Source organism: Naumannella halotolerans (assembly GCF_004364645.1).
Lineage (GTDB): Bacteria > Actinomycetota > Actinomycetes > Propionibacteriales > Propionibacteriaceae > Naumannella > Naumannella halotolerans.
The window spans coordinates 1,039,371-1,053,566 of sequence record NZ_SOAW01000001.1 but is presented as its reverse complement, the minus strand read 5'-3'; the positions used below and the strand labels follow the sequence as shown (position 1 = coordinate 1,053,566).

Annotated in this window: 13 protein-coding genes; 11 read left to right on the top strand and 2 right to left on the bottom strand. The window is 66.6% G+C overall.

From position 1 onward, the window contains the following. Positions 1 to 3 precede the first annotated feature (3 nt). Positions 4 to 1,533, bottom strand: coding sequence for a UDP-N-acetylglucosamine 1-carboxyvinyltransferase (locus tag CLV29_RS04910; protein WP_133755034.1), 1,530 nt, complete (start codon positions 1,531 to 1,533; stop codon positions 4 to 6). 227 nt (positions 1,534 to 1,760) lie between these two features. Between CLV29_RS04910 and lpdA the strand changes: the two genes are divergently transcribed. From lpdA to CLV29_RS04870, 8 genes are all read left to right on the top strand, one after another. After that, entirely contained in the window at positions 1,761 to 3,161 is a 1,401-nt protein-coding gene (gene lpdA, locus CLV29_RS04905; RefSeq protein ID WP_133753901.1) for a dihydrolipoyl dehydrogenase, read from the top strand. A 27-nt stretch (positions 3,162 to 3,188) separates the two neighbouring features. Next, complete coding sequence (locus CLV29_RS04900) at positions 3,189 to 3,758, top strand: HhH-GPD-type base excision DNA repair protein (RefSeq protein WP_133753900.1); 570 nt, start codon at positions 3,189 to 3,191, stop codon at positions 3,756 to 3,758. A 9-nt stretch (positions 3,759 to 3,767) separates the two neighbouring features. Then, positions 3,768 to 4,673, top strand: a complete 906-nt coding sequence (locus tag CLV29_RS04895; protein WP_133753899.1) for a DUF1206 domain-containing protein — start codon at positions 3,768 to 3,770, stop codon at positions 4,671 to 4,673. Beyond that, a complete protein-coding gene (locus CLV29_RS04890) occupies positions 4,670 to 5,101 on the top strand; it encodes a (deoxy)nucleoside triphosphate pyrophosphohydrolase (protein ID WP_133753898.1) in 432 nt (143 codons plus the stop codon). The genes CLV29_RS04895 and CLV29_RS04890 overlap by 4 nt, the downstream gene beginning before the upstream one ends. A 67-nt stretch (positions 5,102 to 5,168) precedes the next feature. Further along, positions 5,169 to 6,152, top strand: a complete 984-nt coding sequence (locus CLV29_RS04885; protein ID WP_133753897.1) for a glycosyltransferase family 2 protein — start codon at positions 5,169 to 5,171, stop codon at positions 6,150 to 6,152. Beyond that, positions 6,145 to 6,978, top strand: a complete 834-nt coding sequence (locus CLV29_RS04880) for a glycosyltransferase (protein ID WP_243831728.1) — start codon at positions 6,145 to 6,147, stop codon at positions 6,976 to 6,978. The genes CLV29_RS04885 and CLV29_RS04880 overlap by 8 nt, the downstream gene beginning before the upstream one ends. Before the next feature lie 114 nt (positions 6,979 to 7,092). Further along, positions 7,093 to 7,953 carry an ABC transporter permease gene (locus CLV29_RS04875; protein ID WP_208292755.1) on the top strand — a complete coding sequence of 287 codons (861 nt, stop codon included), beginning with the start codon at positions 7,093 to 7,095 and terminating at the stop codon, positions 7,951 to 7,953. Between the two features lie 5 nt (positions 7,954 to 7,958). Further along, positions 7,959 to 8,726 (top strand): ABC transporter ATP-binding protein, encoded by a 768-nt coding sequence (locus tag CLV29_RS04870; protein WP_243831727.1) that lies wholly within the window; start codon positions 7,959 to 7,961, stop codon positions 8,724 to 8,726. A gap of 73 nt (positions 8,727 to 8,799) precedes the next feature. On the opposite strand, the gene CLV29_RS04865 is transcribed toward CLV29_RS04870, so the two are convergent. Further along, positions 8,800 to 10,629 (bottom strand): hypothetical protein, encoded by a 1,830-nt coding sequence (locus tag CLV29_RS04865; RefSeq protein ID WP_133753894.1) that lies wholly within the window; start codon positions 10,627 to 10,629, stop codon positions 8,800 to 8,802. A 270-nt stretch (positions 10,630 to 10,899) separates the two neighbouring features. On the opposite strand from CLV29_RS04865, the gene CLV29_RS04860 reads away from it, so the two are divergent. From CLV29_RS04860 to CLV29_RS04850, 3 genes are all read left to right on the top strand, one after another. Continuing rightward, positions 10,900 to 12,012, top strand: a complete 1,113-nt coding sequence (locus CLV29_RS04860; RefSeq protein WP_133753893.1) for a glycosyltransferase family 2 protein — start codon at positions 10,900 to 10,902, stop codon at positions 12,010 to 12,012. 10 nt (positions 12,013 to 12,022) lie between these two features. Continuing rightward, entirely contained in the window at positions 12,023 to 12,982 is a 960-nt protein-coding gene (locus tag CLV29_RS04855) for a lysylphosphatidylglycerol synthase domain-containing protein (protein WP_166649130.1), read from the top strand. 61 nt (positions 12,983 to 13,043) lie between these two features. Beyond that, complete coding sequence (locus tag CLV29_RS04850; protein ID WP_133753891.1) at positions 13,044 to 14,192, top strand: glycosyltransferase; 1,149 nt, start codon at positions 13,044 to 13,046, stop codon at positions 14,190 to 14,192. Positions 14,193 to 14,196 lie beyond the last annotated feature (4 nt).

Here is a 14,196-nt window from a genome sequence, read left to right as displayed (position 1 = left end):
GGCTCAGTCGGAGAAGCGCTCGATCGAGGCGCCGACGGAGTTCAGCCGGTTGGCCAGATCCTCGTACCCGCGGTTGATCACGTAGACATCGCGCAGGATCGAGGTGCCCTTGGCAGCCAGCATGCCGAGCAGCAGACAGACCGCCGGACGCAGCGCCGGCGGGCAGACGACCTCCTGGCCGCGCCACTTGGTGGGGCCGGTGACCTGCACCCGGTGCGGGTCCAGCAAGGTGACCTGGGCGCCGAGGCGGTTCAGATCGGTCATCCGGATCGCCCGGTTCTCATAGACCCAGTCGTTGATCAGCGTCTGTCCCTGGGCGGAGGCGGCGATCACGCCGAAGAACGGCAGATTGTCGATGTTCAGCCCGGGGAAGGGCATCGGGTGAAGTTTGTCGATCGGTGCCTTCAGCTGCGAGGGATGGATCGTCAGGTCCACCAGCCGGGTCTTGCCGTTGCGCGCAACGTACTCCTCGCTGACATCGAACTTCAGGCCCATCTCGGTCAGGATCGCCAGCTCGATCTCGAGGAACTCGATCGGTGCACGCTCGACGGTCAGCTCCGAATTGGTGACGATCGCCGCGGTCAGCAGGCTCATCGCCTCGATCGGGTCCTCACTCGGGAAGTACTCGACATCGCGGTTGATGCTCTCCACACCGTAGATCTTGAGGGTGGTGGTACCGACGCCCTCGATCGTCACCCCGAGTGCCTGCAGGAAGAAGCACAGGTCCTGGACCATGTAGTTGGACGAGGCATTGCGCAGGGTGGTCTCACCGGGGGTCATCGCGGCCGCCATCAGTGCGTTCTCGGTGACGGTGTCACCACGTTCGGTGAGCACGATGGTCCGATTCCCCTCGACCGAGTCCCGGTCGACCCTGCAGTGGTAGTAGCCCTCGGTGGCCTCGACGGTCAGCCCGAACCGACGGAGCACCTGCAGATGCGGCTCGATGGTCCGTGCTCCCAGATCACAGCCGCCGGCATAGGGCAGCAGGAATTCGGGGTAGTAGTGCAGCAGCGGGCCGAGGAACATGATGATCGAGCGGGTACGCCGGGCGGCCTCGACATCCATCGCCTCCAGGTCCAGCCGGTCCGGTCGCTCCAGCACCAGGTCACTCGTCCCGGGCAGCCAGGTCGCCTTCACCCCGATGCTGGTCAGCACCTCGAGGATCCGGTTCACCTCCTCGATCCGGGCGATGTTGCGGACCGTCGTGGTGCCCCGGTTGATCAGCGAGGCACACAGCAGCGCCACTGCGGCGTTCTTCGAGGTGAGGACGGAGATGCTGCCCGAGAGCGGGCGGCCACCGTGCACCCGCAGGTGCTCCGGGCCCTTGCGGCCGACGGTGATCAGCTCGCTGTCCAGCGCCCGGGCGATCCGCCCGACCATGTCCAGACTGAGGTTCTGGTTGCCCGCCTCGATCCGGTGGATCGCGCTCTGGCTGGTGCCGAGCACTTCGGCCAGCTGGTGCTGGGTCAGTCCACGATGCTTTCGCGCGTCCCGGATGAGGGAGCCGATTCGGTCCAAGGAGGTGTCGGTCATGGTCACGCCCACCACGATAACTCATATACGAGATAAATCGAACTCGGCGGGGATTCGGGCGGGTCGCGGCACCGGAGTGAGGGGGAGTGCTCGGCGCGTACGAGGCTGTCGGCCTCGGCGCCCTGACGGTGCCACCAGCATTGACGATACCCGCCCGCTCGCCACAGACAATCGACACCTGTGGCCCGGTGGCATGCCGAGGTCGGTTTGGCCCTAGAGTTGGGCCCATGAGTGCACACTTCGACGTCGTCGTGCTGGGAGCCGGACCGGGCGGATATGTGGCCGCCATTCGAGCAGCCCAGCTGGGTCTGAAAACCGCCATCGTGGAGAAGAAGTACTGGGGTGGTGTGTGCCTCAACGTCGGTTGCATCCCCTCCAAGGCGCTGCTGCGCAATGCCGAACTGGCACACATCTTCAACCACCGGGCCAAGGACTTCGGCATCAGCGGTGAGGTCAGCTTCGACTACGGCGCAGCGCACAGCCGCAGCCGCAAGGTCTCGGAGCAGATGATCAAGGGCGTTCACTTCCTGATGAAGAAGAACAAGATCACCGAGTACGACGGCTGGGGCACCTTCACCGACGCGAAGACCATCGCTGTCGAGCTGAACGACGGCAGCAGCGAGACGCTCACCGCCGACAATGTGATCATCGCCGCCGGTGCGACCACCAAGCTGCTCCCGGGTGTGTCCAAGTCCGACAAGGTCGTCACCTATGAGGAGCAGATCCTCGAGTCCGAGGTGCCCGACTCGATCATCATCGCCGGTGCCGGCGCGATCGGCATCGAGTTCGCCTACGTACTGGCCAACTACGGCGTCGACGTCACCATCGTCGAGTTCCTCGACCGGATCGTGCCGCTGGAGGACCCGGAGATCTCCAAGGAACTCACCAAGGCCTACAAGAAGCTCGGTGTGAAGATCCTGACCTCGACCAAGGTCGACAGCATCGACGAATCCGGTGACGGTGTGACCGTCACCGTCAGCAAGGCCGACGGCTCGGACTCCCAGGAGTTGAAGGCCGACAAGGTGCTGTCGGCGATCGGTTTCGCACCCCGGTTGGACGGCTACGGTCTCGACGCGACCGGTGTGCAGACCACCGAGCGCGGCGCGATCGCCATCGACGACCACATGCGGACCAATGTAGACGGCGTCTACGCGATCGGTGACGTGACCGGCAAGCTGTTGCTCGCCCACACCGCCGAGGCACAGGGAGTCGTCGCCGCCGAGACCATCGCCGGTGCCGAGACCATGCCGATCAACTACGACATGATCCCCCGGGCGACCTACTGCCAGCCGCAGGTCGCCTCCTTCGGCTACACCGAGGAACAGGCCAAGGACAAGGGCTACGACGTCAAGGTCGCCAAGTTCCCGTTCACGGCCAACGGCAAGGCCCACGGCCTGGGCGAACCGGTCGGCTTCGTCAAGGTGGTGGCCGACGCCACCCACAACGAACTGCTCGGTGCGCACATGATCGGCCCCGAGGTGACCGAGTTGCTGCCGGAGCTGACCCTGGCCCAGCTGTGGGATCTGACCGCCGACGAGGTGGCCCGCAACATCCACGCCCACCCGACCCTCAGCGAGGCGCTGAAGGAGACGGTGGAGGGTATCGCCGGACACATGATCAACCTCTGACCAGCCGTCACGAGCCGGAGGTAGGACATGTGGCTGACGGGTCGGCCGGAGGCCGATGAGTTGTTGGCCGACAGCGACAACGCGCTGCTGATCGGGATGGTCCTGGACCAGCAGATCCCGATGGAGAAGGCGTTCAGCGGTCCGGCGGTGATCGCCGAACGGATGGGCGGTCGCTTCGATGTGGCAGCGATCGCCGACACCGAGGTCGACGACTTCGTCGAACTGTGCTCGCGCAAACCGGCCATCCACCGGTTCCCCGGTTCCATGGGCAAGCGGGTGCACCAGGTGGCCCAGGCCCTGGTCGAGGACTACGACGGCGATGCCGGGAACATCTGGCGGGGAGTCGACGACGCCGCGACCGTGCTGGAACGGTTGCGGAACCTGCCCGGGCTGGGGGAGCAGAAGGCGAAGATCTTCCTCGCCCTGCTGGGCAAACAGCGCGATGTCCGACCCTCCGGGTGGCAGGCCGCGGCCGGTGACTACGGCAAGGCCGGTCATCGGTCGGTGGCCGATGTCACCGACGAGGCGTCACTGCAGCAGGTACGGGCACACAAGAAGGAGCAGAAGCGGGCCGCCAAGGCGGCCGCGTCCGACTGAGGAGGGGCAATGGCGCACAGTTCCACCGGGGGCGGAGCCGTCGAGGCAGGCAAGCAGAAGGCCAGGCAGGGCAAGGATGCAGCCGATCGGGCGGCCGACAACGCCGCCGAACACGGGGAGAAGGCCGGTGAGGTCGTCCAGCAGTCGAAGCCGTACCAACTGCTGGTGACGCTGGGCCTGATCTGTTACGGAGTGGTGCACCTGCTGATGGCCTGGATCGCGATCCAGCTCGCCTGGGGACTGGGTGGTGGCGACGCCTCCACCACCGGCGCCCTGCAGCAGCTCGCCGGTCAGCCGTTCGGCATGGTGATGCTGATCATCGTCGCCGTCGGTCTCTTCGCGCTCACCGTGTGGCAGCTGATCGAGGCCGTGATCGGCCACTCCCACGTACCGACCCCGAAGCGGTACGGCAAGCGGATCGCCTCGCTGGGCAAGGCGGTCGTCTATGCCGCCCTGGGGTTCAGCGCGGCCCGGATCGCCGCCGGTGGTGGCCAGGGCGACTCCAACTCCTCCCAGGAGTCGGCCTCGGCGCAGTTGCTGGCCATGCCGTTCGGCCGGGCACTGGTGGTGATCGCCGGTCTGGTCATCCTGGCCATCGCCGTCTCGCAGATCGTGAAGGGTGTCCGGCAGAAGTTCACCGAGGATCTGGCCGGCGGTGCGTCGCGGACCGCGATCCGGCTCGGGACCGCCGGTTACGTCGCCAAGGGCATCGCCCTGCTGATCGTCGGGGCCCTCTTCGGCTTCGCCGGGCTGAGCGCCGATCCCGAGCAGGCCAGTGGCACCGATCAGGCCCTGCGGATGATCCTCGAACAGCCCTTCGGTCCGTACCTGCTGACGCTGCTGGCGCTGGGATTGATCTGTTTCGGCCTGTTCTGCTTCGTCTGGTCCCGCAACGCCAAGCACGAGAAGGCGTGAGCACCGGTACCGGACCCGGCCGGCAGCTCGTCGTCGCGGCCGTGATCACCAGCGACACCGCAGTGCTGGCCGCCCGACGCAGCTATCCGCCGTCATTGGCCGGGAAGTGGGAGTTCCCGGGCGGCAAGGCCGAACCGGGGGAGGGACCTGAGCAGGCACTGGTCAGGGAGCTGGCCGAGGAACTCGCCGTCGAGGTCGAACTCGGCACCGAGATCACTGCACCGGCGGGTGGGCCGTGGCCGATCGACGAACGCCTCGAACTGCGTCTGTGGTGGGCCCGGCTGGCCTCCGACGAGGCGCCGCGGCCGCTGGGGAGCCATGACCGCCTGAGCTGGGTCGAGCCCGACGACCTGCCGTCGCTGGACTGGCTGCCGGCCGACCGGCCGATGATCGGCCGGATCCGGCAACTCTGGCAGGGACGGCGGTAGGCCCGACCCGGTACGCTCGCCGGTGCGGCGGGATCGGCCGCATTCCTGCAATCCGGTGAGGAGTTCGATGCCTGCAGCGTCCGTGGTCGCCGTCGTCGTGGCCTACAACCGGCGAGAGCTGCTCGCCGAGACCCTGCGGGGACTTCGCGCCCAGACCGTTGCGCCGGTCCGGATCGTGGTCGTCGACAACGCCTCCACCGACGGCACCACGGCCATGGTCGGCGCCGATTTCGACGAGGTGGAGCTGGTCACCCTGGAGCGGAACACCGGCGGCGCCGGCGGCTTCGCGGTGGGCATCGAACGGGCCCTGCAATTCGACCCGCAGTGGGTCTGGGTGATGGATGACGACACCGTACCGCTGCCGGAAGCGCTGTCGGCGATGCTGGAGTTCAGCACGAAGCTGCCCGAGGCCACGGTGCTCGCCTCCCGGGTGCTGTGGACCGACGGCCGCGAACATCCGATGAACATGCCGCGGCGCCGTCCGTTCACCCGGGTCAGTGCGGCCGCGGCTGCCGCCGGCGGGTACCCCATCAGGTCGATCTCGTTCGTCTCGGCCATGTTCCGCACCGGCGCGATCCGCCGCTCCGGACTGCCGATCGCCGACTACTTCTTGTGGAACGACGATTTCGAGTTCAGCACCCGGGTGCTGCGCCGACGGCAGGGATTCCTGGTCACGAACAGCGTGGTCGAGCACCGGACAACCACCTTCGGCGGCACCGACGCCGATCCGGGTGCACGGTTCTACCTCGAGGTACGCAACAAGGTCTGGCTACTGACCCGATCGAACTCGCTGGGCCCGCTGGAGCGGCTGCTGTACGGCGGTTCCACCTTGCGTCGCTGGGCCCGGACCTTCGCCCGTTCGAAGAATCGGGGGCTGTTGGCCGACGGTCTGCGGCGCGGGCTGCGCGACGGCATCACCGGCCGGCCGCGGCCGAATGCCGAGGTCCTGGCCGATCTCGACACCGAGCTGGTGCGGGGCCAACGCGAGGTCGCCGAGGCGGTGGACCGGCCCGACCGCGCCCCGGCCGCCGGACGGGGGCGTCGTGGCTGAACCGTTCTCGGTGCTGCTGCCGGTCTACGCCGGCGACGACCCCGACCATTTCCGCCGGGCCGTGCACAGCGTCACCACCGAGCAGAGTCGCCGACCCGACGAACTGGTGGTGATCCAGGACGGTCCGGTACCCGGTGCACTGTCGTCGATGCTGGAGCGTCTCCGCCGCGAGTCACCGGTGCGCCTGGTGCACCACCGGGTGCCCGTCAATGCCGGGCTCAGTCATGCCCTGAGCATCGGGTTGGAGGTCTGTCGGCACGACGTGGTGGCCCGGATGGATGCCGACGACATCTCCTTGCCCGGACGCTTCGCGGCGCAGCTGCCGGTGATCGAGGCGGGCGCGGAACTGGTGGGCAGCGGGATGTACGAGTTCACCGACGAGGAGACCATCACCGCCCGGCGGACGCCACCGGTGGGGTCGGCGGAGATCGCCGCCTTCGCCACCTTCCACGATCCCTTCAACCACCCGACCGTGGTCTATCGCCGCTCGGCGGTCCGTGCCGCAGGTGGCTACCGGGAGCTCGACCTGATGGAGGACTACTGGTTGTTCGCGCGGATGATCCAGCGCGGCGCCAAGGTGGCCAACCTGCCCGATCCACTTGTCATGTACCGCGTGGACTCCGGTTCCTACGACCGTCGCGGCGGCTGGCGGTTGTTCCGCAGCGAGTGGGCGATCCAGCGTGAGTTCCTCCGCTCGGGCTTCACCAACAGGTTCCAGTTCCTTCGCAATCTGCTGATCCGCGGTGGCTACCGCTTCGTACCGGTACGGATCCGCCGGGCGCTCTACCAACGCCGCTTCTCCCGTCCTGCGTCCCTCGATGTCTGAACGCGCCGCTGAGGTAGGGTTTGCGGTCGAGCTCGGGCAACGCTCCTATGATGTCTGGGTGTCGAGAACGCAAGGTTCGCACAGACGAACCGCCGGTACAGGATATGGAGGACTGTGACCACACCCGATCTGAGCGAGTTCCACCTGCCCGGACGTGGCCGCGGTCTGCTGGATGTCTTCCACTGGCGTTATCTGCTCCGCTTGCTGGTACGCAAGGGAACGCAGACCCGCTACCGCAATTCGATCCTCGGCTGGGTCTGGTCGTATGTGAAGCCGGCGGCCCAGTTCGCCGTCTTCTACATCGTCATGGGCCAGTTCCTGAACCTGAGCCGGACCATCGACAACTTCGCGGTCTACCTGTTCTCCGGGATCGTGGTGATCAACTTCTTCACCGAGGCATTCGGCAACGCCACCAACTCGATCGTGGACAACGGGGCCCTGGTGAAGAAGATCTACCTGCCCCGCGAGCTGTTCCCGATCGCGGCGGTGCTGGTGGCCCTGACCCACTTCCTGCCACAGTTCGTGATCTTGATGGTGGTCTGCGTGCTCATGGGCTGGATACCCACTCTGGGCAATCTGGTCGCCATCGTGCTCGCGCTGGTGATCGTCGGCATCCTCGCGCTGGGGATGGGGCTGTTCTTCGGGGCGCTGAACGTCGCCTACCGCGATGCGTCCAACTTCGTCGAGATCATCTTGATGTTCGCCACCTGGTCGGCACCGGTGCTCTACTCCTGGACCCTGGTCCAGGAGACCGTACCGTCGTGGATGTTCACCATCTACCAGCTGAATCCGTTGACCATGGCGGTCGAACTGTTCCACAAGGGCACCTGGTTCCTGACCTCGGACCGGTCCCTGCCCCTGATTCCCGACCTCTGGCTGCACTCGCTGATCTCGCTCGGCGTGGCCTTGGTGTGCCTGCTGGTCGGGCAGTGGGTCTTCCGTCGCTGCGAACGCCAGTTCGCCCAGGAGCTCTGAGTACCGTGCCGACCGCTGATGACACCAGTCTGCCCGCCGCGGAGGTGGCCAAGGCATCGATCATCGTCGAGGACGTCTCCAAGGAGTTCCGGATCCGACGTACCCATTCGTTCAAGGAGACCTTCGTCGAGTGGTTGAAGGGACGCGATGTGCGGCCCAACCATTTCCGGGCCCTGGACGATGTCTCGTTCACGGTGAACGAGGGGGAGTCGGTGGCCCTGCTGGGCTTCAACGGCTCGGGCAAGTCGACGATGCTGAAGCTGATGTCCGGGGTCCTCGAACCGGACACCGGACAGGTGCTGATCCGGGGTCGCCTGGCCGGCCTGATCGAGGTCGGTGCCGGGTTCCATCCCGATATGTCGGGCCGGGAGAACGTGTATCTCAATGCCGCCATCCTGGGGATGCAGAAGGACGAGATCGACGCCCGGTTCGACGACATCGTCGCCTTCAGCGAGATCGAGGAGTTCATCGACCAGGAGGTCAAGCACTACTCCTCGGGTATGTTCATGCGGTTGGCCTTCGCGGTGGCGATCCACACCGAGCTCGACGTCCTGCTGATCGACGAGATCCTGTCGGTCGGCGACGGCCCCTTCCAGGAGAAGTGCCAGGCCAAGATCAAGGAGCTTTCGGCGGCCGGGAAGACGATGGTGATCGTCAGCCACGACCAGGACCTGGTCCGCGAGCTCACCCACCGGGGGATCGTGATCCGGCAGGGGAAGAAGGTCTTCGACGGGCCGACCGAGCAGGCCATCGACGCGATGCTGGCCGGCTGAGCCGACCCCCCCCCGTGACGAGTCCGGGGCTGGCTGAGGTCAGTCCCGTCGCTCCCCGACGCAGGACGGCTCGTCAGTCCACTCGACCCTCGGCCAGCAGTCCGTCCTGCACTGCACCGGGAAGCACCCAGATGACGCTGTAGCGGTCGGTGGCGTCCTTGTAACGAAGCGCCCCCTCGGCCCGTCCCTCGGGCCAGCCGTCATCACAGCTCAGCACCAGGTCGACGTCCATCTCTGCCACCGTCTGTTGCTCCCGGTCCACCTCGGTCACGACGGTCGGCAGAACCCAGTACGAGTTCACCATCTGGCCGACTCCGCCGTAGAAGCCCTCCCGAGGGCAACCGCGGTCATAGCCGATGCTGACCGGACCGTACTCGGCCTCGATCTCGTCCACAGCCGCCACCACCTGACCCGGATCACCCTCGACCTGTTGGAAATGATCGCTCGCTTGGTTGGCCACCAGTGAGGCAGCAGCGAAGGTAACCGACAGCCCAACCGCCATCGCTTTGGTCCACCGCCGAAAGACCATGATCACCACCAGCACGAGCAGGGTGCACAGCATCGGTATCAGCCAGAAGCGATTCTCGTTCGTCAGCGTCGGCAGGATCCAGCTGCCCTCCGGGAATCTTTCAGTCGGCAACGCCCAGTACCAGGGCATCGCGCCGGGGATGTGTGCCGGTGTCACATAGCCCCACGTATAGGCCTGCGGGGCCAGCCAGAAGTAGACGGGGACGAACAGTGTCAGCGCAGCGATCAGCGAGGCGAGGATCGGCCCGGCATTGGTGAGCCCGCGGACCACCATCGCCAATCCGACCGCCACCACGACCGCAGTCACGGGATCGACGTAGCGCCCATAGATCCAGGCGTCGAGCCGCGGCCAGTAAGGGGAGAACAGTGAGTCGTCCTTGGCCCATGACATCAACGACACCAACCAGGTGGCGACCGTCCCGGCGATCAGCCAGCCACCCGGGCCGACGGTGAATCGTCGAAGCTCCTTCCACAGCATCACCGCAAGTCCGACGAAGCCGACCAGGATCAGGCCCAGAGATCCGACCACCTGGATCCACGCCTGTCCCAGCGCCACCCGGACGAACAGCGAGGGGCGGCTGTCTCTGAGCTCCTGCAGGGCTCCCTCTCCCTGGGTGAAGGAACCGATCAGTTCCTCGTTGAGCTCGGAACCGCCCAACTGCGCCAGATAGGCGAGGGGAACGAGCGTCAGCAGTCCGACCAGGGCGATCTTCCAGTTGCGGCGGACGAACAGGAGCATCCAGATGACTGCAGCACCCACCAAGGGAAGCATTCGGGCGTGGGTGAAGAGGACGGCGGCGACGGTGAGCGACAACAGCACGGCAGTCTGCCACCGTGGACGGAGCCAGAGCCGCCAGGAGATCAGAAAGGTGCAGACCACCAGGAGAAACAGCAGCTTCTCGCTCATCGCGTAGTCGGATTGCAAGGCACGGCTCGGCATCGTCATCACGATGGCCGCCACCGTCACCGCCTGTGCCGTGCCCAGTCCGAGCATGGCCACCAGCCGGCTGAGCGGCCAGATCGTCAGCATCGCTACACCGACTCCGATGAAGATTGATGCGCGGTAGACGAAGCCAGGGTCGTCGGTGATCCACCACAGCGGTGTGAGCAGCACCGACCAGCCGGGGTAGTAACCGGCGCCACGCATGGCCGGTGTGTCCAGACCCGCCAGCATCCGGCTCATCTGCAGCTGGCTGATCTCGTCGAAGGGGAAGGATGGCGCTTCGGCGCTCCAGGCGACGATCAGGTTCACCAGCAGGGCGACCAGAACCGCGCCAGCGGCCACGACCTGCCAGATCCGACCGCCGGCGGCGGCCTGTCCTCCCGGCAGGTCGTCGGCCGGAGCCACAGCCAGGGGGGCCGCCGTCGAGTTCATCGGGCGGGCCTTCCGACCGGCAGGGTGGTCGGAAGGCGCTGAGGTCTGGGCTGGCGTCGTCACGGTTCACCGATACTACCCATCATGGTTGGGTCATGACGCCACCGACGCGGCGTCACCCGACACGCGCCCACTGTTCGCCTCCGTCCGCCTGATCGGCATATCGTGGGGTACCACGGTGAGCAGCCGCCCGCGAAGTTTGGCGAATCCGCGGAGACGGCAGCAGACTTCGCTGCGAGATGCGACGACGGAAGGAAGTAGGAAGACCCGATGCGCCTGTTTGTGCAGATTCCTTGCCTCAACGAGGAGGGGACGCTACCTCTGGTGCTGTCGTCCATCCCGAAGCAGATCGACGGCATCGACGAGATCCACGTCCTGGTCGTCGACGACGGTTCGACCGATCGGACGATCGAGGTCGCCAGGTCCTTCGGTGTGGTGCATTTCGTCCGGCATGCGCGCAACATGGGGCTGGCCCGGTCCTTCCGTGACGGTGTCGACTACGCGATGGCGCACGGGGCCGACATCGTGGTCAACACCGATGGCGACAACCAGTACCCGCAGGATCGGATCGCCGACCTGGTGCAGCCGCTGATCCGCGGCGAGGCCGACATCGCCATCGCCGACCGGCAGACGAAGACCATCAAGCACTTCTCCCCGTTCAAGAAGGCGATGCAGTCCTTCGGCAGCCAGGTGGTCAACTTCGCCGCCACCACTGACCTTCCCGACGCCGCCAGCGGTTTCCGCGCCTACTCCGCGGAGGCGCTGATCCGGCTCAATGTGGTCACCCAGTTCTCCTACTGCATGGAGACGATCATCCAGGCCGGCAACAAGCGATTGCGGATCGCCAGCATTCCGGTGACCACCAATGCCAAGACCCGCGAATCACGCCTGTTCGACAACATCTTCCAGCACATGTCGCGCTCCGGGCAGGCGATCATGCGCAGCTACGTGATGTTCAAGCCGCATGCGGTGTTCCTGACCCTGGCGGCGTTGTTCGGCCTCGGCGCCGCGATCCCGTTCGTGCGCTTCCTGGTGCTGCGACTGATGGGGTACGACGGGAACTACATCCAGTCGCTCATCTTCGGCTCGACGATGCTGACCGGCGCCCTGATCTCGGTCGCCCTGCTCGTGATCTCGGACATGTTGCGTACCAACCGCACCCTGCTGGAGGACACCTTGGAGCGGTTGAAGGAGATCCAGTACGACCCCGAACGGGTGATCCCACCTGCCGGTCCGGCCTGGAGCGAGGTCCGGCCGGCCCTCGACCCGGTTGATGCCGAGCCGACCGTGGAGCTTCAGCCAGGCGGTGCCGACCAACCGCCGAAGGGCTATCAGACCCTCGAGGCGGCCGACGACCTCGTCTCCGACGGAAGGGTCAAGTGAGGACCGTTCGTTGCTGAATCGCGTACTGGCGTTCCTCCGCTCTCCCTGGGTACGCGCCGCGTTCCTGCTGCTGGTCCTCGGACTGGCCGGCTGGGCGCTGGCCACCCGGTGGGAGCAGTTCACCGCCGCTGTCGTCCAGTTGCCGCCGTCGCTGGTCGTCGGTGCCCTGGTCCTGACCTTCGTCTACGTCTTCTGCATGATGTGTGCCTGGCGGGTGCTCCTGGCCGGTATGGGGGCACCGACCCGACTGGCCGACATCACGGTGATCTACGGCATCGGTCAGCTCGGGAAGTACCTGCCCGGGGGAGTCTGGAACATCCTGGCCGCCGCCGAACTGGGCGCGGATCGGCAGATCCCGCGCCGGACCTCCGCGGCGGCGATGGCGACTGCCACGGTGATGAGCCTGGTGACGGCACTGGCGGTCGGCTGCCTCACCTTCATCTTCGCCCCCTCCGAGCTGTTGCAGGACTGGGGCTGGGTCGCCTGGTTCATCATTCCCTTCTCGATCTGCCTCCTGCCCCCGGTGTTCAACTGGCTGCTCCGTTTCGCCTTCCGGCTGGCCCGGATGGAACCGCCGCAACCGATCAGCTGGGGCAAGTTGGGGCTCGCCACCTTGCTGAGCCTGGCCGGCTGGGTGGCCTGCGGTCTGCAACTGTTCGTCGTCGGGGTCGGCCTGGGGATCGGCCTCGACCTGCAATCGGTGATCACGACCATCGGTGTCGGGGCCTTGGCCTGGGCAGCCGGCCTGTTGTTCATACCCGCACCGGCCGGCGCCGGTATCCGCGAAGGTGTGATCGAGATCGCCCTGACCGGCGCACTCGCCCCCGGCGCGCTCGGTGCACTGTGGCTGCTCACCCGGGTGCTGTTCGTCCTGGCCGATCTCGGCTTCGCCGCCCTCGGGTTCGGCATCGACCGCTGGCAGCGGCGGCACCGGCGGCGGACCGAGCCGGCCGCGCCGACCATCTCGTGATCCCCACGTCCACCCCGTCGACGGTCGACGACCGGCGAACCGATCCAGCCAGGAGCAGCTGATGCAATCCGCGACCACGCCAGGAACCCGCACGCCGCGAATCAGCCTGATCGGCCCGGTGCGTCCGTACCGCGGCGGCATCGCCCAGTACACGACCAGTCTGGCCGATGGCCTGTCGGCGGTCAGCGACCTCACCGTCTGGTCGTTCGACAAGCTCTACCCCGAGCGGCTCTATCCCGGGGCCAGTGACGTGGAGGAGGGCGCCGCCCGCCGAGACGATGCGCATTACAGCCTGCATGCCCTGAACCCGATCAGCTGGTTGCGTACCGCTGCCGCCGTCGCTCGCACGAAGCCCGACCTGGTACTGATCAACTGGTGGACCGTCTACTGGCAACCGGCCTGGTTCGTGATCGCACGGTACCTGCGGGCGCGAGGAATCAAGGTCGTCTACCTGGTGCACAATCTGGCCGATCATGACGCCCCGGGAATCCAGACCCGTGTGAGCCACAAGCTGCTGACCTGCGCCGACGGGTACGTCGTGCACGGCGCCCGGCAACGCGAGATCCTGGCCGAACTGAGCCCCGGTACCCCGGTGCTGCAGCGGCCGCATCCGGTCTACGACTACTACCCGGCGGTCACCGATCCGCTGCCTCGGCGGCGTCGGCTGGAGTTGCTCTTCTTCGGCTTCATCCGTCCCTACAAGGGCCTGGACGTCTTCCTCGACGCGCTGCGGCAGGTGCAGGATCCCTCGGCGATCGCGGTGTCGGTGGTGGGGGAGTCCTGGGACGACCCGGCGGACCTGATCGCGTCCGCGGCCGATCTGGATGTCGAACTCGTCCTGCGCTATGTCAGCAACGGGGAGGCCGCCCAGTTCTTCGAACGGGCCGATGCGGTCGTGCTGCCGTACCGCTCAGCGACCGGCAGCGGCATCGTCGCCTCGGCCTACCATCACGGCAAACCGGTGATCGCCTCCGATGTGCCGGGGCTCGACGACGTGGTCGACGACCGTACCGGCTGGCTGTTCCCGGTCGACGACTCAGCGGCGCTGGCCGCCGTGATCGACGGGATCGACGCCGAGCAGTGCCGGGTCAAGGGCGCAGCTGCGGCCGATTTCGTCACCGAGAACAGCTGGCCGGCCATGGCCCGGGCCATCGTCACCACCTTCACCGGCGTCACCACCTTCACCGGCCGAGCCGGCGATCGGGGCTGACGGC